General features: G+C 71.8%; 18 protein-coding genes. 9 read left to right on the forward strand and 9 right to left on the reverse strand.

The genetic code is table 11. From position 1 onward, the window contains the following. Positions 1 to 14: 14 nt before the first annotated feature. Entirely contained in the window at positions 15 to 1,316 is a 1,302-nt protein-coding gene (locus tag ABZ459_RS36865; RefSeq protein WP_357980480.1) for a M50 family metallopeptidase, read from the reverse strand. 155 nt (positions 1,317 to 1,471) lie between these two features. Between ABZ459_RS36865 and ABZ459_RS36870 the strand changes: the two genes are divergently transcribed. Next, positions 1,472 to 2,068 (forward strand): response regulator transcription factor, encoded by a 597-nt coding sequence (locus tag ABZ459_RS36870; RefSeq protein WP_357980482.1) that lies wholly within the window; start codon positions 1,472 to 1,474, stop codon positions 2,066 to 2,068. A 129-nt stretch (positions 2,069 to 2,197) separates the two neighbouring features. Here the strand turns inward: ABZ459_RS36870 and ABZ459_RS36875 are convergent, their stop codons facing one another. After that, positions 2,198 to 3,313 (reverse strand): PP2C family protein-serine/threonine phosphatase, encoded by a 1,116-nt coding sequence (locus ABZ459_RS36875; RefSeq protein WP_352323620.1) that lies wholly within the window; start codon positions 3,311 to 3,313, stop codon positions 2,198 to 2,200. 118 nt (positions 3,314 to 3,431) lie between these two features. Here ABZ459_RS36875 and ABZ459_RS36880 point away from each other — a divergent pair, with 118 nt between their 5' ends. Together ABZ459_RS36880 and ABZ459_RS36885 are read left to right on the forward strand one after the other, a co-directional pair. Beyond that, a complete protein-coding gene (locus ABZ459_RS36880; RefSeq protein WP_357980485.1) occupies positions 3,432 to 4,664 on the forward strand; it encodes a GNAT family N-acetyltransferase in 1,233 nt (410 codons plus the stop codon). 23 nt (positions 4,665 to 4,687) lie between these two features. Further along, positions 4,688 to 4,834 carry a hypothetical protein gene (locus ABZ459_RS36885; protein WP_352323622.1) on the forward strand — a complete coding sequence of 49 codons (147 nt, stop codon included), beginning with the start codon at positions 4,688 to 4,690 and terminating at the stop codon, positions 4,832 to 4,834. Here the strand turns inward: ABZ459_RS36885 and ABZ459_RS36890 are convergent. Next, positions 4,831 to 5,298 (reverse strand): ribose-5-phosphate isomerase, encoded by a 468-nt coding sequence (locus ABZ459_RS36890; protein ID WP_352360446.1) that lies wholly within the window; start codon positions 5,296 to 5,298, stop codon positions 4,831 to 4,833. The genes ABZ459_RS36885 and ABZ459_RS36890 overlap by 4 nt on opposite strands. Positions 5,299 to 5,388: 90 nt before the next feature. On the opposite strand from ABZ459_RS36890, the gene def reads away from it, so the two are divergent. After that, positions 5,389 to 5,874, forward strand: coding sequence for a peptide deformylase (gene def, locus ABZ459_RS36895; RefSeq protein ID WP_357980488.1), 486 nt, complete (start codon positions 5,389 to 5,391; stop codon positions 5,872 to 5,874). A gap of 19 nt (positions 5,875 to 5,893) precedes the next feature. Here def and ABZ459_RS36900 read toward each other — a convergent pair whose 3' ends face one another. Then, on the reverse strand, positions 5,894 to 7,297 hold the full coding sequence (locus ABZ459_RS36900; RefSeq protein ID WP_357980491.1) for an aldehyde dehydrogenase family protein: 1,404 nt from the start codon (positions 7,295 to 7,297) through the stop codon (positions 5,894 to 5,896). Positions 7,298 to 7,427: 130 nt separating this feature from the next. Next, the gene (locus tag ABZ459_RS36905; RefSeq protein WP_357980494.1) at positions 7,428 to 8,048 is read right to left on the reverse strand and encodes a disulfide bond formation protein DsbA; all 621 of its coding nucleotides are present in this window, start codon (positions 8,046 to 8,048) and stop codon (positions 7,428 to 7,430) included. 90 nt (positions 8,049 to 8,138) lie between these two features. Here ABZ459_RS36905 and pepN point away from each other — a divergent pair, with 90 nt between their 5' ends. From pepN to ABZ459_RS36920, 3 genes are all read left to right on the forward strand, one after another. Further along, on the forward strand, positions 8,139 to 10,703 hold the full coding sequence (gene pepN / locus ABZ459_RS36910) for an aminopeptidase N (protein ID WP_357980497.1): 2,565 nt from the start codon (positions 8,139 to 8,141) through the stop codon (positions 10,701 to 10,703). Between the two features lie 94 nt (positions 10,704 to 10,797). Beyond that, the gene (locus ABZ459_RS36915; RefSeq protein WP_357980500.1) at positions 10,798 to 12,252 is read left to right on the forward strand and encodes a protein kinase; all 1,455 of its coding nucleotides are present in this window, start codon (positions 10,798 to 10,800) and stop codon (positions 12,250 to 12,252) included. A gap of 155 nt (positions 12,253 to 12,407) precedes the next feature. Continuing rightward, the gene (locus tag ABZ459_RS36920) at positions 12,408 to 13,358 is read left to right on the forward strand and encodes a hypothetical protein (RefSeq protein ID WP_357980504.1); all 951 of its coding nucleotides are present in this window, start codon (positions 12,408 to 12,410) and stop codon (positions 13,356 to 13,358) included. 538 nt (positions 13,359 to 13,896) lie between these two features. On the opposite strand, the gene ABZ459_RS36925 is transcribed toward ABZ459_RS36920, so the two are convergent. The 3 genes from ABZ459_RS36925 to ABZ459_RS36935 all read right to left on the reverse strand — a co-directional run bounded on the left by ABZ459_RS36925 (position 13,897) and on the right by ABZ459_RS36935 (position 16,396). Continuing rightward, on the reverse strand, positions 13,897 to 14,265 hold the full coding sequence (locus ABZ459_RS36925; protein WP_357980507.1) for a DUF5130 family protein: 369 nt from the start codon (positions 14,263 to 14,265) through the stop codon (positions 13,897 to 13,899). A 373-nt stretch (positions 14,266 to 14,638) separates the two neighbouring features. Next, positions 14,639 to 14,935 carry a hypothetical protein gene (locus ABZ459_RS36930; protein WP_357980510.1) on the reverse strand — a complete coding sequence of 99 codons (297 nt, stop codon included), beginning with the start codon at positions 14,933 to 14,935 and terminating at the stop codon, positions 14,639 to 14,641. Between the two features lie 54 nt (positions 14,936 to 14,989). Beyond that, positions 14,990 to 16,396 (reverse strand): amidase, encoded by a 1,407-nt coding sequence (locus ABZ459_RS36935; RefSeq protein WP_357980513.1) that lies wholly within the window; start codon positions 16,394 to 16,396, stop codon positions 14,990 to 14,992. Positions 16,397 to 16,535: 139 nt separating this feature from the next. On the opposite strand from ABZ459_RS36935, the gene ABZ459_RS36940 reads away from it, so the two are divergent. After that, positions 16,536 to 17,363 (forward strand): nuclease-related domain-containing protein, encoded by an 828-nt coding sequence (locus ABZ459_RS36940; protein WP_357980516.1) that lies wholly within the window; start codon positions 16,536 to 16,538, stop codon positions 17,361 to 17,363. 23 nt (positions 17,364 to 17,386) lie between these two features. On the opposite strand, the gene ABZ459_RS36945 is transcribed toward ABZ459_RS36940, so the two are convergent. Next, positions 17,387 to 18,088 (reverse strand): TetR/AcrR family transcriptional regulator, encoded by a 702-nt coding sequence (locus ABZ459_RS36945; protein WP_357980519.1) that lies wholly within the window; start codon positions 18,086 to 18,088, stop codon positions 17,387 to 17,389. A 69-nt stretch (positions 18,089 to 18,157) separates the two neighbouring features. Here ABZ459_RS36945 and ABZ459_RS36950 point away from each other — a divergent pair, with 69 nt between their 5' ends. Next, positions 18,158 to 18,967: a thioesterase family protein gene (locus tag ABZ459_RS36950; RefSeq protein WP_357980521.1), complete on the forward strand. Its 810-nt coding sequence runs from the start codon at positions 18,158 to 18,160 to the stop codon at positions 18,965 to 18,967. Positions 18,968 to 18,989: the final 22 nt, after the last annotated feature.

The following is an 18,989-nucleotide window of genomic DNA, read 5'->3' on the forward strand; positions in this document are numbered from 1 at the left end:
GCGCGCCGACCGGGTCAGCCGAGCGTGAGGGGGTTGACCAGGTCGGCGTAGACCAGCAGACCGGCCATGATGATCAGTACGAACGCCATCGCGTACGTGAGCGGCAGCACCTTGGCGATGTCGACGTAGCGGGGCTCGGGGCGGCGCAGGATCTTGGCGTAGCCGCGCTTGATCCCCTCCCACAGGCCGCCCGCGATGTGGCCGCCGTCGAGGGGCAGCAGCGGGATCAGGTTGAACAGGCCGATCGCCAGGTTGAACCCGGCCAGCAGGCTGACGAAGGTGAACAGCTTGCTCTTGTTGGACATGTCGGAGGCCAGGATCTCGCCGCCGAGCCGGCCCGCGCCCACCACGCCGACCGGGCCCTCGGGGTCGCGCTTCTCGCCGGAGAAGGCGGCGTTCCAGACGCCGACCATCTTCGCCGGCAGGTTGACCATCGAGCCCACGACGCGGCCGGTCAGGTCGCTCATGTAGCCCGGCACCTGCCCGATGCTCTGCTGCTCGAAGACCTGGGAGGGCACGACGCCGAGGAACCCGACGCCCTTGTCGACCTTGCCCTCGTCGGTCAGGCTCGCCATGTCGCGGGCGATGAGGGCGACGTCGAGCGTCATCGGCCTGCCGTCGCGGACGATGCCGAGCTTGACGGGGCCGGCGCCGTGGCCGCGGATCATGCGGGTTGCGTCCTGCCAGGTCGCGATCTTCTGGCCGTCGAGGGAGACGATGCGGTCGCCGACCTTGACACCCGCCTTGGCGGCCGGGGTGCGCTCGTCGGTGGGCGCGCACGTCTTGCGCACCTCGGTGGTGGGGATCACGCACGTGTTGGTGTCGGGCGACACGATCGGGGCGGTCTTCGGCAGGCCGATGCCGACCAGCAGGACGCTGAAGAAGATGAAGGCCAGCACGAAGTTCATCGCCGGGCCGCCCGACATGATGATGATCTTCTGCCACCACTTCTTGCGGTAGAAGACGCGGTCCTCGTCGCCGGGCCGCACCTCCTCCATGGCGGCCTCGCGGGCGGTCTCGATCAGACCCTGCCACGGCCCGGTCGACGCGCTCCGCAGCCTGCCGGGGTCGTCGCCGGGACGCGGCGGCAGCATGCCGATCATGCGGATGTAGCCGCCGAGCGGCAGCCACTTGATGCCGTACTCGGTCTCGCCCCTGCGGATGGACCAGGCCGTCGAGCCGAAGCCGACCATGTACTGGGTCACCCGGACACCGAAGATCTTGGCCGGCACGAGATGGCCCACCTCGTGGAGGCCGACGGAGACCATCAACCCCACCAGGAAGAGAAGGATCCCGGCGACAAAGAGCCAGTTCATCTACGCGCGCTCCAGGCAGACAGACGGTCTCGACGTTCCCAGACTAGTCGAACTCATCACATCCCTCGGGCTTGCCCGCACTTTGGTGAATCAACGGACCGCATTGACAGTGAGCGATCAGCCGATCACCCTGGGAGACGATGGAGGGGGACGTCTTGATCCGCATACTCATCGCCGAACACCTGCCCTTGGTGCGACGCGGTCTGCAGGCCACGCTCGAAGCCGAGCCCGACCTGCGGGTGGTCGCCGAGACGGGCTGCCCCGACGGTGTGCTGCCGGCCGCGCGGTCGAGCGCGCCCGACGTCGCGATCGTCGACCTCGACCTGCCGGGCCTGCCGGTCGCCACGCATCTGACCGAGCAGGTCCCCCGCTGCTCGGTGCTGATCCTCTCCGCGCGACCGAGCCCCGGCCAGGTGCGCAGGGCGTTCAACGGGAGCGTGCTGGGGTTCATGAGCCTGCGGGTGGCGCCCGAGCGGCTGGCCGAGGGGGTGCGCCAGGTCGCCGCGGGCGGGCGGGCGGTGGAGGCCGAGCTGGCGGTGGCAGCCCTGCAGTCGGCCGCCAACCCGCTCACCCGGCGGGAGCTCGACGTGCTGCGCATCGCGGCGGGCGGGGCGAGATCGACGGAGATCGCCGACCAGTTGTTCCTGTCGGTCGGCACCGTCCGCAATCATCTGTCGCGGATCATGTGCAAGACGGGCGCCCGCAACCGGCTCGACGCCGTGCGCATCGCCAGCGACAGCGGCTGGTTGTGAGGGACCGGACGGGATGACGGGCCCGGTGGAGCCGCGCCGCTCCGCCGGGACCCGAACAGTCAGATGATCTCAGCCCGCCGAACCCGTTGCCAGTGACCGCCATCACGACCTGACCCGTGTGAAACGTCACTACGGACGCCAGATCAACACCAGCGCGCAGTCGTCGTTGTGGCCCGAGGACATCGCGTTGACCAGCGCCCTGGCGCCGTCGCGGAAGCCGGAGGGCAGCAGCCGCTCCGCCTCGCCGAGCAGCCGGTCGAGCCCGGCGTCGATGTCGCGCCCCGGCTGCTCGATCAGGCCGTCGGTGTAGAGCAGCAGCGCGTCGCCCTTGCGCAGGGTGCCGCTGTCGGGCTCGCAGTGGAGGTCGGGCACCACGCCGAGCACCACGCCCTTGGCCGAGGCGACCTGCCAGTTGCCGGTGCCGGAGTCGAGCTTCACGACCGGCGGATGGCCGGCCGAGGTGATCGTGTAGTCGCCGGTGGCGAGGTCGAGGCGGACGTGTACGGCCGTCACGAAGCCCTCGTCGCCGCGCTGGCGGTGGAGGTAGGCGTTGCACGCGGGCAGGAAGTCGTCGACCGAGCCGAGCAGCCCGCCGAACGTGCCCGACAGCAGCAGCGCGCGGGTGCCGGCGTCGACGCCCTTGCCGGAGACGTCGACGAGGGCGATCTCCACGGAGTCGCCGTCGCGCATGGAGACCAGGAAGTCGCCGCCGAACGACGAGCCTCCGGCCTGCTTGAGCACCACCTTGCCGCCCCAGTCCTTCGGCAGCGGGGGCAGCTCGCCCTGGCTCCTGAGCCGGTCGCGCAGCTCCAGCAGCATCGCGTCGCCGCGCAGGCCCTGCACGCCGAGCTTGCCCCTGGTACGGGCCATGAGCACGGCGAGCACGGTGGTGAACACGATCGTCACCGTGAGCCCCAGCCCCACCCGCGCCACGCCGAGCGTGGCCGCGACGTAGGTCAGCGCGACGCCCACCGCCACCAGCAGCTTGACCAGGCTGCGCAGCCGCAGCTGCAGCCCGCCGATCAGGGTGACCAGGATGAGCAGCGACGGCGAGAACCACTCGGTGGACACCTTCGCCGCCAGCAGCCCGATGACGAGCGAGAGCACGGTCAGCGTGATGAGCAGGTTGCGGTCACGGGCCAGCGGCCCTCTCCGGACGAACCGGACGGCGGACACCAGGAACGGCACCCGCACCAGGACCGCGCGGACCCGTGGCGGAATCAACGGCGCCGGACGGGAACTCATGATGCGTGTGACTGTATCGGTCTGACCCCTGTTTGGGCAGCCCACTTGACCAACGCCTTGATCATTAAGCACGGATATTGGGTGGCCGTCCCCCTTTGCCCGCTCCTACCGTGGACGGATGACCTATCCGATCCGTCCCATTGACGAATCCGAGTGGCCGGGCTTCGCCGGCGTGCTCGCAGAGGGGTTCGGCTGGACGCCGCATCCCACCCAGGACGAGCGGTTCAAGGCGGCCACGGAGTTCGACCGCACCCTGGTCGCCTTCGACGGCAGCACCATGGCGGGCGTCACGTCCGTCTTCAGCCTCACGATGACGGTCCCCGGCGGACGTCAGATCCCCGTGGGCGGCGTGACCGCGGTCAGCGTGCTTCCCTCGCACCGCCGCCGCGGCGTGCTGTCCGCGCTGATGCGCCGACAGCTCTCCGACATCCGCGACCGCGGCGAGACGGTGGCCGCCCTCTACGCCTCCGAGTCGCTGATCTACGGCAGGTACGGGTACGGAAGGGCGGCCAGCGAGCTGTCCTACAAGATCGACAAGCACCGCTCGGCCTTCGTGCGGGACGCCCCCACCGACCCGGCGCTCCGGCTCAGGGTGGTCTCCCCCACCGAGGCCAGGGCCGACTTCGAGAAGCTGTTCGCCACCGTCGTGACCCGGCGTCCGGGCCGGTACGAGCGCAACCGGCACGTCTGGGACGCCTTCCTGGCCGACGAGGAGCACGACAGGGGCGGCTGGGGCTCGCTGCGCTCGGTGCTCGCCGAGGACGACGAGGGGGTGCGCGGTTACGCGCTGTTCCGCACCAAGTCGGCGTGGGACCCCAACGGCGTGCCCAGCGGCGAACTGCGGGTGTTCGAGCTGGAGGCGACCGACCCGGCGGCCTACGCCCTGCTGTGGCGCAACATGCTGGACCGCGACCTGATCACCAAGCTGGAGGCGTACCCCCGGCCGGTGGACGACGCCCTGATCGCGCTGTTCGCCGACTCCCGCCAGCTGCGCGCGACCTGGTCCGACGAGCTGTGGGTACGCCTGGTCGACGTCGACAAGGCCCTGACCGCCCGCGCCTACGCGGCCCCCGTGGACCTGGTGATCGAGATCGAGGACGACGTGTGCCCGTGGAACGCCGGCCGCCGGCGGCTCACCGCCGACACCACCGGCGCGGAGTGCAAGCCGGTGGAGGACGAGCCGCACCTGACGGTGCCGGTGTCCGCGCTCGGCTCGGCGTACTTGGGCGACGGCCTGCTCGGCGCTCAGCTCGACGCGGGCCTGCTGCGCGAGCACACGCCGGGGGCGGTGCGGGCGCTGGCCGCGGCCATGGCGTGGAGCCCCAAGCCGCTGGCCGGTCTGGTGTTCTGAGACACAGGACGTAGGCTCGGAGCATGGCCCTGCAAAGTCTGCAGATAACCGCGACCATCGCCATGCGGGCCCGCGACGTGTCCAGGCCGTCGAAGGAGCAGCAGGAGGCCGCCGACCGGCGGCCCCTGCGCGACGAGATGCCACGGCGCGAGGCCAGACGCAAGACCTAGGGCAGCGAGGGCAGCTGGCCGATCGTCTCGTAGGTGGTCAGCTGCGCGATGCGCCTGCTGTGGCGCTCGCTGCCGGAGAAGGAGGTGGTCAGGAAGACCTCGACGAACCTGGTCGCCTCCTCGGTCGTGTGCATGCGCGCGCCGATGCTGACGACGTTGGCGTTGTTGTGCTCGCGGGCCAGCGAGGCGGTCTCCTCGCTCCAGGCCAGGGCCGCGCGGATGCCGCGCACCTTGTTGGCCGCGATCTGCTCGCCGTTGCCCGAGCCGCCGATCACCACCCCCAGGCTGCCGGGGTCGCCGGCGACGCCCTCGGCGGCGCGCAGCACGAACGCCGGATAGTCGTCCTCGGCGTCGTAGACGAAGGGACCGCAGTCGGTCACCTCGTGGCCGTGGTCCTTGAGCCAGGACACGAGGTGGTTCTTGAGCTCATAGCCGGCATGGTCGGCACCGATGTAGACACGCACCCGTCCAGTCTTCCACAGCCCCGCCGATCCCACTCGCTGGCTAGAGTAAGGACCCCTACCGTTCCCCAGTCCTTACGAAAGTGGAGACGCATGCGTGAGATCCGCGTCATCGGCGATCCGGTGCTGCGCACGCCCGCCGAGCCCGTCACCGACTTCGACCGCGAGCTGCGCCGCCTGATCGAGGAGATGTTCCAGGCGATGTACGCGGTCAACGGCGTGGGCCTGGCCGGTCCGCAGATCGGCGTGTCGCGGCGGCTGTTCGTCTACGACATCGCCGGGCGCAAGGGCCATGTCGCCAACCCGGTGCTCACCGTCGACGACGCCGAGGAGGTCTCCGACGAGGAGGGCTGCCTGTCGGTGCCCGACCGCCGCACCCGCACGCCGATCTACGCCCCCGTCGCGCGGGCCGCGGGCGTCACCGTCGAGGGCATCGACCGGCTGCAGCGGCCCGTGCGCATCAAGGCCCGCGGCTCGCTGGCGCGCTGCTTCCAGCACGAGACCGAACACCTCGACGGCAAGCTGTACGTGGACCGCCTGCCGAAGGACGAGGCCCGCAGGATCATGCTGCGCGCCTGAGGCCGCGGCGGGCGGTGGCCTACAGCTGCAGCGACTTGATCTCCAGGTACTCCTCCAGGCCGAACTCGCCCAGCTCGCGGCCCACGCCCGACTGCTTGTAGCCGCCGAAGGGGGCCAGCGGGTTGAACTGGCCGCCGTTGACGACGACCTGGCCGGTGCGCAGCTTGCGGGCGACGGCGACCGCGCGCTCCTGGCTGCCCGACCAGACCGCGCCGGCCAGGCCGTACCTGGTGTCGTTGGCGATCTCCACGGCCTGACCCTCGCTCGTGTACGGAATCAGCGCGAGCACGGGCCCGAAGATCTCCTCCTGCTCGATCGTCATGCCGGGCTCGACCCCGGCGAAGACCGTGGGCTCGACGTAGAAGCCGCGCTCGCGGGGGCGCTCGGTGCCGCCGGCGACGAGCCTGGCGCCCTCCTCCTGGCCCCGGTTGATGTAGCGGACCACCCGGTCGCGCTGGGCCGCCGACACCAGGGGCCCGACCCTGGTGGCCTCGTCGAAGGGGTCGCCGACGGTGTACTTGCGGGTCGCCTCGACGGCCAGGCGGACGGCGTCGTCGTACTGGTCACGGTGGACGATCATGCGGGACCAGGCCGAGCAGGTCTGACCGGCGTTGATGAAGCAGTTGGCCACGCCGACCTTGACGGCCGTGGCCAGGTCGGCGTCGGGCAGGACGATGTTGGCCGACTTGCCGCCGAGCTCCAGCGCCACCCGCTTGACGGTCTCGGCGGCGAGCGCGGCGACCCGGCGGCCGGCCGCGGTGGAGCCGGTGAAGGAGACCATGTCCACCTCGGGGTGGGCGGCCATCGCCTCGCCGACGACCGGGCCGCGCCCGCTGACCAGGTTGAACACCCCGGGCGGCAGGCCCACCTCGTCGAGGATCTCGGCCAGCGCGTACGCCGCCAGCGGCGCCACCTCGCTGGGCTTGAGCACCACCGTGCAGCCGGCGGCCAGCGCCGGGCCGACCTTGCAGATGATCTGGTGCAGCGGGTAGTTCCAGGGCGTGATCGCCGCGACGACCCCGATCGGCTCCTTGACCAGCAGGGAGTTGCCGATACGGGACTCGCGGGGGTAGCTCTCGGCCAGCTGCGCGTAGGAGGACAGGACGGCCGCGGGCATCAGCGTCTGCACCTTGAGCGCGAAGCCGAGGGGCGCGCCCATGTCGGTGGCGATCGTCGCCGCGACGCTCTCGGCGCGCTGTTTGAGCAGCTCGGCCGCGTCGCCGAGGAGCTTCCCGCGCTGGGCCGCCGAGGTGTCGGACCAGGCGGGGAACGCCTCGCGCGCCGCCGACACCGCCGCCTCGACGTCGTCGGGGGTGCCCGCCGGCACCCGGTCGATGATCTCCTCCGTGGCCGGGTTGGCGACCTCGACGGACTCGTCTGACGTAGAGGCGTTCCAGGAACCGCCGATATACAGCTGGCGCATGGGTCCATCCTCGCGTGCACGTCGTGGGCTGGCGAGAGCGCGGAGCGGGCAGAGGGAGATTCCTCATCCTCGGCGCGCCCGAGAACCTACCGCCGGGGTATGAGTCTTACCCCGGCGGTGGACGACATATCTAGTCGAAGGTGGGCTGTCTGGTACGAGTCCGCTTGAGCTCGAAGAAGTCCTCGAACTCGGTGACGAGAAGCACGCCGTCCCACAGCCTGCCCGCGTCCTCGCCCTTCGGGATGGACGTGATCACGGGGCCGAAGAAGGCGTTGGCGCCCACGCGGATGACCGGGGTGCCGACGTCCTGGCCGACCAGCGTGATGCCCTCCTGGTGAGAGGCGCGTACGGCGTCGTCCCACTCGGTGGAGTGGGCGGCGGCGGCGAGGTCGCGGCTGAGGCCGATCGCCACCAGGGAGTCCTCGATCAGCTCGCCGAGGCGGCTGAGGTCCTTCATCCCGCGCTCGTTGTGCAGGCGGGTGCCGAGCTCGGTGTAGAGCGGGCCGACGACCTCGTCGCCGTGCGCGGCCCGCGCGGCGGCCACCACGCGGACGGGTTCGATGGCCCTGGCGATGGCCTCACGGTAGGAGTCGGGCACGTCGTTGCCCTCGTTGAGGACGTTGAGGCTCATGACGTGCCAGCGCGGCTCGATGGCGCGTACCTTCTCCACTTCGAGAAGCCATCGTGACGTCGCCCAGGCAAATGGGCAGAAAGGATCGAACCACAGGTCCACGGGAATCTTCTCAGTCACGTGGGGCCATAACCTGAGGGTGTCGAGGTCCTATTCCCGGCGTGGCAGGATACCGACAAACTACAACGAAGTGGTGAAAAGGAGCGCAACTTGGCAGGCAACCTGACCCGGGACGAGGCTCGCGAGCGCGCCCGGCTGTTGAAGGTCGAGTCGTACGAGGTCGCACTCGACCTGACGGAGGGGGACGAGCGCTTCGAGAGCGTCACGACGGTGCGCTTCACCAGCACCAGCCCGGGCGCCTCCACCTTCATCGACCTCCATGGCGCCAACGTGCGCAAGGTCACCCTCAACGGCACCGACCTCGACGTCTCCTCCTACGACGCCGACAAGGGCCGCTTCCCCCTCCCCTCGCTGGCGGAGTCCAACGAGCTGCTGGTCGACGCCGACTGCAGCTACATGCGCACGGGCGAGGGTCTCCACCGCTTCGTGGACCCGGTCGACCAGAAGGTCTACCTGCACAGCCAGTTCGAGACGGCCGACGCCCACCGCATGTACGCCTGTTTCGACCAGCCCGACCTCAAGGCCGTCTTCCAGCTCACCGTGCTGGCCCCCGCCGACTGGGAGGTCGTCTCCAACGGCGCCGCGGCCAAGGTCGAGGACCTCGAAGGGCAGTCCGGCCGCCACGGCGGCGTCCAGGCGGCCAAGCGCTGGGAGTTCGAGCCGACGCCGGTGATCTCGACGTACATCACCGCGCTGGTGGCCGGGCCGTACTACAAGGTCACCTCCGAGCACGACGGCATCCCCCTCGGGCTCTACTGCCGCGCCTCGCTCGGCGAGCACCTCGACGCCGACAACCTCTTCGAGGTCACCAGGCAGGGCTTCGACTTCTTCCACCGGGTGTTCGGCGTCCGCTACCCCTTCACCAAGTACGACCAGCTCTTCGTGCCCGAGTTCAACGCCGGCGCGATGGAGAACGCCGGTTGCGTGACGTTCCTGGAGGACTACGTCTTCCGGTCCCGGGTGACCGACGCGGTCGTCGAGCGGCGCGCCGAGACGATCCTGCACGAGATGGCCCACATGTGGTTCGGTGACCTGGTCACCATGCGCTGGTGGGACGACCTGTGGCTGAACGAGTCCTTCGCCACGTACGTGTCCGTGCTGGCCCAGGCCGAGGCCACCCGCTGGGGCAACGGCGCGTGGACCACGTTCGCCAACGTGGAGAAGTCCTGGGCCTACCGCCAGGACCAGCTTCCCTCCACCCACCCGATCGCCGCCGACATCCCCGACATGCAGGCGGTCGAGGTCAACTTCGACGGCATCACGTACGCCAAGGGCGCCTCGGTGCTCAAGCAGCTCGTCGCCTACGTCGGCCTGGACAACTTCCTGGCCGGGGTGCGCGACTACTTCGCCGAGCACGCCTGGGGCAACACCGAGCTGAAGGACCTGCTCGCCGCCCTCGAGCGCACCTCGGGCCGCGACCTGTCGTCGTGGTCGAAGGAGTGGCTGGAGACCGCGTGGGTCAACACGCTGCGGCCCTCCTTCGAGGTGTCCGACGGCCGCTTCACCTCCTTCGAGGTGCTGCAGGAGGCCCCGGCCGACTACCCGACGCTGCGCTCGCACCGCATCGCCATCGGCCTGTACTCGCTGGCCGACGGCGTGCTCACCCGGACCAAGCGGGTCGAGCTCGACGTGGTGGGCGCCCGTACCAGTGTGGCCGAGCTGATCGGCGCCGAGCAGCCCGACCTCGTGCTGCTCAACGACGACGACCTGACCTACGCCAAGATCAGGCTGGACGAGCGTTCCCTGCGCACGCTCGTCGAGGGCGGCATCGCGGCCTTCACCGAGTCGCTGCCGCGCGCCCTGTGCTGGTCGGCGGCCTGGGACATGACCCGCGACGGCGAGATGTCCACCCGCGACTACGTCCGGCTGGTCATCTCCGGCGCGGGCACGGTCTCCGACATCACGGTCCTGCAGGCGGTGCTGCGGCAGGCGCGCCAGGCCGTCCAGCAGTACGCCGCCCCGGCCTGGCGGGCCGAGGGCGAGGCGCTGCTGGCCGCCGAGCTGCGCTCGCTGATCGGCTCGGCCGCGCCCGGCTCCGACCACCAGCTCGCCTTCCTCCAGGCGTTCGCCCCGGTGGCGGTCTCCGGCGCCGACCTCGACCTGCTGCAGGCCATCCTCGACGGCACCGACGTGCCCGAGGGGCTGACCGTCGACGCCGACCTGCGCTGGACGCTGGTGGCCGCGCTGGTCTCCGGCGGCCGGCTGGGCGAGCCCGACATCGCCGGCGAGCTGGAGCGCGACCCTACGGCGACGGGTGAGCGGTCGGCCGCGCTGTGCCGGGCCGCGATCCCGACGGCCGAGGCCAAGGCGGCGGCCTGGGAGCGGATCGTGGGCGGCGACCTGGCCAACCACATCGCCCGCAACACCATCGTCGGCTTCCAGGACGCCCACCACGCCGAGCTGCTGGAGCCGTACCGGGAGAAGTACTTCGCCGAGGTCGGGCGCGTCTACCGCGAGTGGACGTTCGAGAAGGCCTCGACGTTCGCCATGAACTGCTTCCCCGCGCTGCTCATCGAGCCCGCCACGGTCCAGGCCGCCCAGGACTTCCTGGCCGCCGAGCAGCCGCCGCAGGCCCTGCGCAGGCTGATCCTGGAGGGCGCCGACGGCGTCAGCCGGGCTCTGCGCAACCGCGAGACCGACGCCGCGTCGGCCTGATCCGCACGGGTCCCCGCCACGCCCGGCGGGGACCCGGCTTCGCGCTGCGCCGAATACGGCCTGAGCACGGAGACCGGGTGTTAGCCTCAAGTACGTGCTAGGCGCCGGTACCACGCTCAACGACCGCTACGTGCTGGCCGACCGCCTCGGCGGCGGCGGCATGGGCGAGGTCTGGCGTGCCGACGACCTGGTGCTGGGCCGGGCCGTCGCGGTCAAGGTGATGATGCCCGCCCTGTCGGAGAACCCCACCTTCACCCAGCGCTTCCAGAACGAGGCCAGGGCCATGGCCACGCTCAGGCACCGCGGCGTGGTCGGCGTCTACGACTACGGCGTCCACGAGGCCGACGGGCGCCGGGTCAGCTACCTGGTGATGGAATACGTCCGGGGCGAGTCGCTCGACCGGGTCCTGCGGCGCGGCCCGCTCGGCGCGCACGAGGCCATGCGCCTGGTCGCCGAGGTGGGTGACGCGCTGGCCGCGGCCCACGCCCAGGGCATCGTCCACCGCGACGTCAAGCCGGCCAACCTCATGGTCCGGCCCGACGGGCAGGTGGCGCTGACCGACTTCGGGGTCGCCCACTCCGGCTCGGCCGGTCACCTCACGGCCACGGGCACCATGCTCGGCTCGGCCGCCTACTGCGCGCCGGAGATGGCCGCGGGCAACGAGGTCACCCCGGCGGTCGACGTCTACGCGCTGGGCGTGGTGGCCTACGAATGCCTGACCGGGCGGCTGCCGTACCAGGGGGACACCCCTGTGCAGATCATCTTCAAGCATCTCAACGCGCCCGTGCCCGAGCCGCCCGCCGACCTGCCTCCGGCCGTGCGCCAGGTGGTGACGCGGGCGCTGCAGAAGGACCCGGCGCAACGCTGGTCGTCGGCGTCCGACATGGCGCGGGCGGCCCGCGCGTCGGTCACCGGTGCGGCCCTGCCCGTCCCGCCGCTTTCCGCGTCCCCGGCGGCCGCGCCCACGACGGGCTCCCACGCAGGTTTTCCCACGGACCCTCACACGGGTCTTCCCACGGGCTCCTACCCGGGCCTCCAGCCGACGGGCGTCATGCCCGTGGCCGACACCGGCTCGTCGCTCACCATGCCCTCGGCCCCCGACGGCGGCAGGTCCCGCCGGCGTCGCACGCTGACGGCCGTGGGCACGATGGCGGCCGCCGTCGTGGTCTCGGCCGCGGTGGCGGGGTCGGTGTGGCTGCGTCCGGCCGAGCCCGCCAGCACGGGCCAGGTGCTGCCGCCCGCCGACGAGACCACGCAGATCCACAGCCCGAGCAGCCCCGAGCACACCACCAAGGAGCCGGCGCCGCCGACCAAGGCCGTGCCGACCGTGAAGCCGAGCGGCACCACCAGCGCGACCCCCGGCCCGACCGTGGCCCCCACCACCCCGAGCGCCACGCCCACCGTCTCGCCGAAGCCCACACCGACCGTGACCACCGCCGAGCCCGAGCCGACTCAGGAGCCCACCCAGCCTCCTGAGGAGCCCACGGACGAGCCCACGGTCACCAGCCCGCCCGAAGACGTCCAGTGCGTACGCGCCCCGTGCCCGTAACCACCCCCGGACGTCCGGTGTGTGCACGTGCAGTGCCCGTGGTCACTCCAGAACGTCCGACGCCTGCACGCCCCAAGCCCGTGGCCACACCAGGACGTCCGGTGCGTGCGTGCCCAATGTCCGTGACTGCTGAAAGATCGTGAGAAAGTCTTCGCGTGGATTCGACTCGTGAGCTGCTGATCGCCCTCGCCCGCCGGTACGCCTTCGCCGATCTGGGGGCGCTCGCCCCCACGGCCGAGATCTCCGACGTGTGCGAGTTCGGGCAGCGGCTGCTCTCGCTCGACGCCGAGGACTTCGCCGCCGAGGCCAGGTCCGTACCGGCCGACCTGCGCCGGCTCGCCCGCGCCTGCCACATGCCGCAGACGCCGCGGGAGCAGCCGCGCGGGGCCCTGGAGTCGCTCAAGCCCGCCTACGGCCTGCTGCTCGAGGCGATCGCCGTCCGCTGGCACCGGCGGGAGCTGAGCCCCATGATCGCGGCCGTGCACATCGCCAGCGAATACCTGCCGCTGCTGGCCTTCGAGCCGCAGCTCGGCCACGCCGGCGACCCGGCCCGCTGGCCCGCCGGGCTGAGCGCGCCCGGGAGCAGGTTCGGCGTGATCGGCGACCGCGAGTGCGACCACACCAAGTCCGAGCAGTCGGCCACCAACCGCACGCTGCGGGTGTCGGTCGAGCCCGGCGAGGGCTGGCGGGCCTACTTCGACCGGCAGCACAGCCAGCTCGCGGGCGCGCTCGCGGTCTGCGTCGCGACCTGCCGCAACCCCTGCACGGCCATGGACTGGATCGAGCCCGAGCCGCGCGCCGACCTTCAGGTACGCGCCCGTACCGCGCTGACCTTCGCCGAGACGCCGCTCGTCCGGCTGCGGCACGCCGCGCCCGTCGGGCACGGGTTCGGGGTGCCGTCACCGGAGGAGGTGCTCGACGCCTGGGAGCGCAGCCGGACGGCACTGGACAAGAACGCGGTGGGCGCCGCGGCCGCCAAAGACGACGGTTTCCCGCTGCCGGGGCTGCCCGCGCTGTTCTCGGCCGTGGCCGGGGCGCCGATCGAACCGTCCGGCCTGCTCGCCGGCGTCAGCGACCACGTCGTCACCCTGCTGCAACGCACCTGACCAGGCACGCCGAGCCGACGGCAGCGTTCCCCTCAGGCCCGAGGGGGCGTCGCGCCCAACCGCCGCAGAGCACAGCGCACCTGAGCCGAAGATGCAGCACGCCCGGGCCCGCACCCCTGAGCCTGCCCCAGGTACAGCATCCCTGAGCCGACGGCTGCGGCAGCGCGGGATTTGAGGGGACGAGTCCGAGGGGGCGGCACCCGCGCGTTCGAGGGGACGGAACGCCTGACCGCCGCCAGGCACGGCGCAACTGAGCCGAAGATGCAGCACACCCGGACCCGAAAGGACCGTACCCCTGAGGCCGCAGCATGGCACAGCGCATTTGGGACGACGGGTGCGGCGTGCCCGGGGCCGCAGGGTGCCGGACGACAGCGTGTCTGCCCCGAAGGATACGGTGCCCCGGCCCCGAAGGGCGGTGGGCGACAGCTCGGCGAGCCGAAGGGGCAGTGCCCTGGGTGCAGGGTGCCGCGTCTGAGCATGTAGGGCACCTGTGCGACCGAGCCGGCAAGGGCGGCGCGCCCGGGTTCGGAGGGGCGGGTCAGTGCTGACGGGCGGCCTGGTCGCCGAGGGCGGTGATGCCGTACAGCAGGCCGCCGATCAGGTCGCCCGCGCTGAAGGCGGTGGCCATCGACAGGGCGGTGAGCCGGCAGGCACCGTCACTCAGCCGCCGCCTCGCGTTCGCGCCGGTCACGATTTCCAGGGCGTGCCCCGCCGGATCGACGTACACCACCACGGCGTCGGCCGACTCGGCGCCCAGGGCGGCGTGCAGGCGCTCGGCGAAGTGCCGTCGCGCGCCGACCGGCTCGCCCAGAAACACGCCGAAGCGCAACCCGCTGCGCCGCTCGGCTCTCTGGACGGCCCTCCTGAGATCGTCGACCTGAGCCGTCGTCAGCGCCCGCCTCGGCACCCGAGTCAGCGCCCGCTTCGGTGCCTGCGCCGAAGCCTGTGTCGGTGCCTGCTCCAAGGGCCGCTCCGACGCCTGCGCCGAGGCCCCCTCCGAGGACCGCTCCAAGGGCCGCTTGGACTCCTGCGCCGGAGTTCCCTCCGAGAGCCGCTCCGAGGGCCGCTCTGACGCCAGCGCCTGAGCTCCCTCCAAGGGCCGCTCTGGCGCCTGCGCCGGTGCCCCTTCTGAGGGCTGTTCCGAGGACCGCTCCGATGCCTGCGCTGGTGTCCCCTCCGAGGGCTGTTCCGAGGGCTGTTCCGAGGGTTGTGTCGGTGGCTGCTCGGAGGGCTGATCTGCGGGCTGGTTCGAGGGGCGCTTCATGGAGGGCATCGCAACGTCACCAGCCCGCCGAAGCGCCGCCGAGGCGTCCGTCCGGGTCGGCGGCTGCGGCTGCGGCTGCGGCTGCCCAGTCGGGTTCGGGTGTCCGGGCCCAGGGCGCGACGCCGTCGGCCAGCACCCGTGCCGAGGTGCTCGCGCCGTGCTCGCTCCCGGACGGCCCGCCCAGCCACACCGGGCCCGGCTCCACCACCCGGGACGAGCCCCGCCCCGCCACCATGACCACCAGGCTGATCAGTACGAACAGCCCCAAGGACACCCCGATGAGAAAGAGCAGACTTTCCGCCGCGCTGTTCACACGACGAACGTAATCCTCAGGCGGGTGCCCGGCCAGACCCGTACCGCGGCCCTTCTACCAGACGGACGGCCGCCGCTCGCCCCAGAACCCGCCCACGGCCGCCTCGACCTGGGCCGACAGCGAGATCAGGGTGCCCTCGCCGCCGATCCGCCCGGCCAGCATGACGCCGATCGGCAGGCCCTCGGCGCTCCAGTGCAGCGGCAGGTTGACCGCGGGCTGGCCGCTGACGTTGTAGATCGCCGGGAAGGCGGCGAAGCGCTTCATGCGTTCGAACGTCTCCTCGACCTCGTCCACGTCCTCGAACCAGCCGACCGGCCTGGGCGGCTGGGTGAGGGTCGGGGTGAGCACCGCGTCGTAGGCGTTCGTGATCGTGAGCGCGCCCCGGGTGGCGAGCTGGAGGGCGGCCTGGGCCTGGAGGAACGCGGGGGCGGTGGTGGCCAGGCCGCGCTCGCGCAGCCACCGGGTGAGCGGCCTGAGCAGGTGCCGCTGGTCGTCGGCGACCGGGTGCATGCAGGCGAAGGTGTACCAGAGGGTGACGAACTGCGGCACGAGGTCCGCGCCGAACGGCCTGGGGATCTCCACGACCTCGTGCCCGAGGCCGGCGAGGGTCTCGGCGGCGCCCTCGTACGCGGCCAGCACCTCGGGATCGACCTCGGCCCCCGGCACGACGGGGTCGGCGTAGCGGGCGATGCGCAGCCGTCCGGGGTCGCGGCCGGCGCAGGCGAGGTACGTGCCCTCGTGCCGGGGCGCGAGGTAGAGGTCGCCGGGCTCGTTGTGCGCCATGACGTCGAGCAGGGCCGCCGCGTCGGCCACGGTACGGGCGATCGGGCCGTTCGTGGACATGCCGGCCAGGTCGGGGATGATCGGGGCGAAGCTGATCCGGCCGCGGGTGGGCTTGATGCCGTACAGGCCGCACGCCGAGGCCGGGATGCGGATCGAGCCCGCGCCGTCGCTGCCCTGGGCGGCCGGCGCCAGCCCGGCGGCCACGGCGGCGGCCGCTCCCCCGCTGGACCCGCCGGCCGACGTGCCGAGGTCCCAGGGCGAGCGGGCGGGCGGCGAGACGTCGGTCTCGGTGTAGCAGGGCAGCCCGAACTCGGGGGTGGCGGTCTTGCCCAGCATGACCGTGCCGGCCTCGCGCAGCCGCGTCACGACCGTGTCGTCCACCGGCGCGACGAAGCCCCGGTAGGCCGCCGACCCGAAGGTGATCGGCACGTCCTTGACCAGATTGAGGTCCTTGACCGGGATCGGCACCCCGGCCAGCGGGCCGTCAGGCAGGTCCTTCTCCAGGCGGCGCGCCTGGTCGAGCGCCTGCTCGGCGGTCACGGTGACGTACGCGCCGACCGAGGGGTCGATCCGCTCGATCCGGTCGAGATAGTGCTGGGCGAGCTCGACCGGCGAGACGTCACGGTCGCGGACGGCCCGGGCCTGCTCGAGCGCGGAAAGCTCATGAATTTCTCGCACGATCGGCACACTAGGCATCTCTAGAGAAGAACGTAAGACATACCCCAAAAACATGAGTGGAACACGATGAGCTGGGCCATAAAACTATGGACAGGTCAACACTAGGAATCATTCCGATCTCCGAGCTACGGTGAGTTACGTGGACTCCGACAACCAGCGAGAAGACGGTCACAACGCGTCACCCATCTGGGTGAGCGACCGGCCAGAGGGCGAGCGCACCGCCGCCGCGACACCATCGGCGCCCACCACCACCTACGCGCCCGTGGAACGCGCGTCCGTGCGTGACCTGCTCCAGGAGCCGCGGTTCCGCCGCCTGCGCAACCGCGCGCTCGTGGCGATCGGCGTGGCGATCGTGGTGGGTTTCCTGCTGCGCGACTGGCGTCTGGGAGTGACCGCCGGGGTGATCGCGGCCGTACTCGAAACGGTCTACCGCGCGCGGTCGCACTCCACGGTGCCTGCGTGGCGGCGCGCGTCCGTGGCCGAGCGGCGTACCGAGGGGCAGCTCCGCCGGCTGGAGCGCAGCGGCTACCGCACCCTGCACGCCAGGGCGATCCCCGGCAGCGAGGCCCAGATCGACCACCTCGTGGTGGGGCCGACCGGCGTCTACGCCGTGGACTCCGAGAAGTGGGACAAACGGCTTCCCGTCCGCGTCCAGTCGGGCAAGAAGCTCTTCCACGGCCCCTTCGACATGAAGCCGCGGCTGACCGAGGCCAAGTGGGAGGCGTCCCAGGCCAGCGAGCTGATCAGCAAGGCGTTCGGCCGGGAGGTCGTCGTCGTGCCCTCCCTGGCCATCTACGGTCCGCCCGTGCCGTGGAAGATCATGACGATCCGCGGCGTCGACGTCTACCAGGGCGACCGGGCCCGCAAGTGGATCACCAAGCGCGAGCGGGCGCTGACCCCGGCCGAGATCGACCGGCTCTACGACATCGCCGCCCAGGTCCTGCCCGCCCGGTACGGCGAGGGCTAGGACGGCCGGCCGACCCCGCGGAGTCACGCTCCGCGGGGATTTTTCACGCTCGCCGACAGGCGGGCGCCGAAGTCGTCCAGTTCGGCGGCCAGCACGCCGCTGGGCGGCAGCGCGTCCGGCAGGCGGGACAGCAGCGCCGTGCCCACCCCGGCGATGCGGACGATGTGGTCGATCAGCGCCTCCCGGTCCTCGGGCCAGGGGAAGGACGGCTGGGCGATGAGCAGCGAGACGCAGCCGTGCACTGCCGACCAGAGGCCGAGCGCCAGCTCCTCGGGGTCGCCTTCGAGCACGCGGGCCGCCACGCAGGCGGCGACGGCGTCCACCATGTGGCGGAAACAGGCGGCGGCGGCCGGCGGCACGCCCTGCACGGCCGAGGGCCGCATCATCAGCACCCGGTACTGCACGGGATGGTCGAGGGCGAAGCGCGCGTAGGCCCGTCCGCAGCGGCCGAGCGCGAGGAACGGGTCGCCCGTCAGGTTCTCGCTGAACATGCGGCCGAACTCGCCCCACACGCGCAGGCAGACGGCCTCCAGCAGCGCTTCCCGGTCGGCGAAGTGCAGGTAGACCGAGGGCGTGGACACCCCGGCGCGGTGGGCGACGGCGCGCAGGGTGAGGGCGTCCTCGCTGCCGGACTCGGTCAGCAGGTCCTCGGCCGCGCGCAGGATCTCCTCCCGCAGCAGGCCGCCTTCTCCGCGCCGGGCGCGTACACGTCTCGCAGCGGTCATGGATCTCACATTGACGCCGTCAGGTTGACGGTGTCAATCTGACCTTCTGCGGAAGGGATATCGCGAAAAATGGGGACTTTCGGGGAGGCGACCGCGCTGGTCGCCCGCGGCGCGGACGAATTCGGCGCCACGCTGGACGCCCAGTGGAGCGTGGGCACCAAGCTGCACGGCGGCTACCTGCTGGCGGTGCTGGCCCGCGCCGCCTGCCAGAGCGGCGCCGGCGAGCGGCACCCGCACGTGACCGCCGTGAGCGGCGCCTTCGTCGAGCCGCCCGTGCCCGGCCCGGCCGACGTGCGCGTGGAGCCGCTGCGGATCGGCCGGAGCCTGGCCCAGGTCCGGGTCTCGCTGGCCCAGGAGGGCAGGGTGCGCGTCGAGTCGCACGTCACGCTCGGCGTGCTGGACGACGGCGACCCTTGGTGGACCTCGCTCCCGCCGGTCGAGCTGCCGGCCGAGGAGGACTGCTTCCTCGCGCCCACCGACCCGCCCGGCGCGGACTTCCCCGTCCCGCTGATGGCCGTGGTCGAGGAGCGCGTCGATCCGGCCCATCTGGCGTTCGCGTTCGGTGCGCCGACCAGGCGGGGCGAGATCGCGAGCTGGCAGCGTCTGGCCGACGGCTCCGACTGGGACCCGCTGAGCCTGCTGGTGGCGCTCGACCCGGTGCCGCCGGTCTCGTTCGACCTCGGGCTGTCCGGCTGGGTGCCGACGATTCAGCTCTCGGCCTACATCCGCCGGCTGCCCGCCCCCGGCCCGATCAGGGTCCGCCTGTCGGCCACCGACGTCGGCGGCGACCGGATGGACGAGGTGGCCCACGTATGGGACTCCAAGGGGCGGCTGGTGGCCCAGGCGACCCAGCTCGCGGCCGTACGGTTGCCGGACTGAGCTGTCCGGTGAGTGGACATGC

The sequence above is a fragment of the Nonomuraea sp. NPDC005692 genome, assembly GCF_040631115.1.
GTDB lineage: Bacteria > Actinomycetota > Actinomycetes > Streptosporangiales > Streptosporangiaceae > Nonomuraea.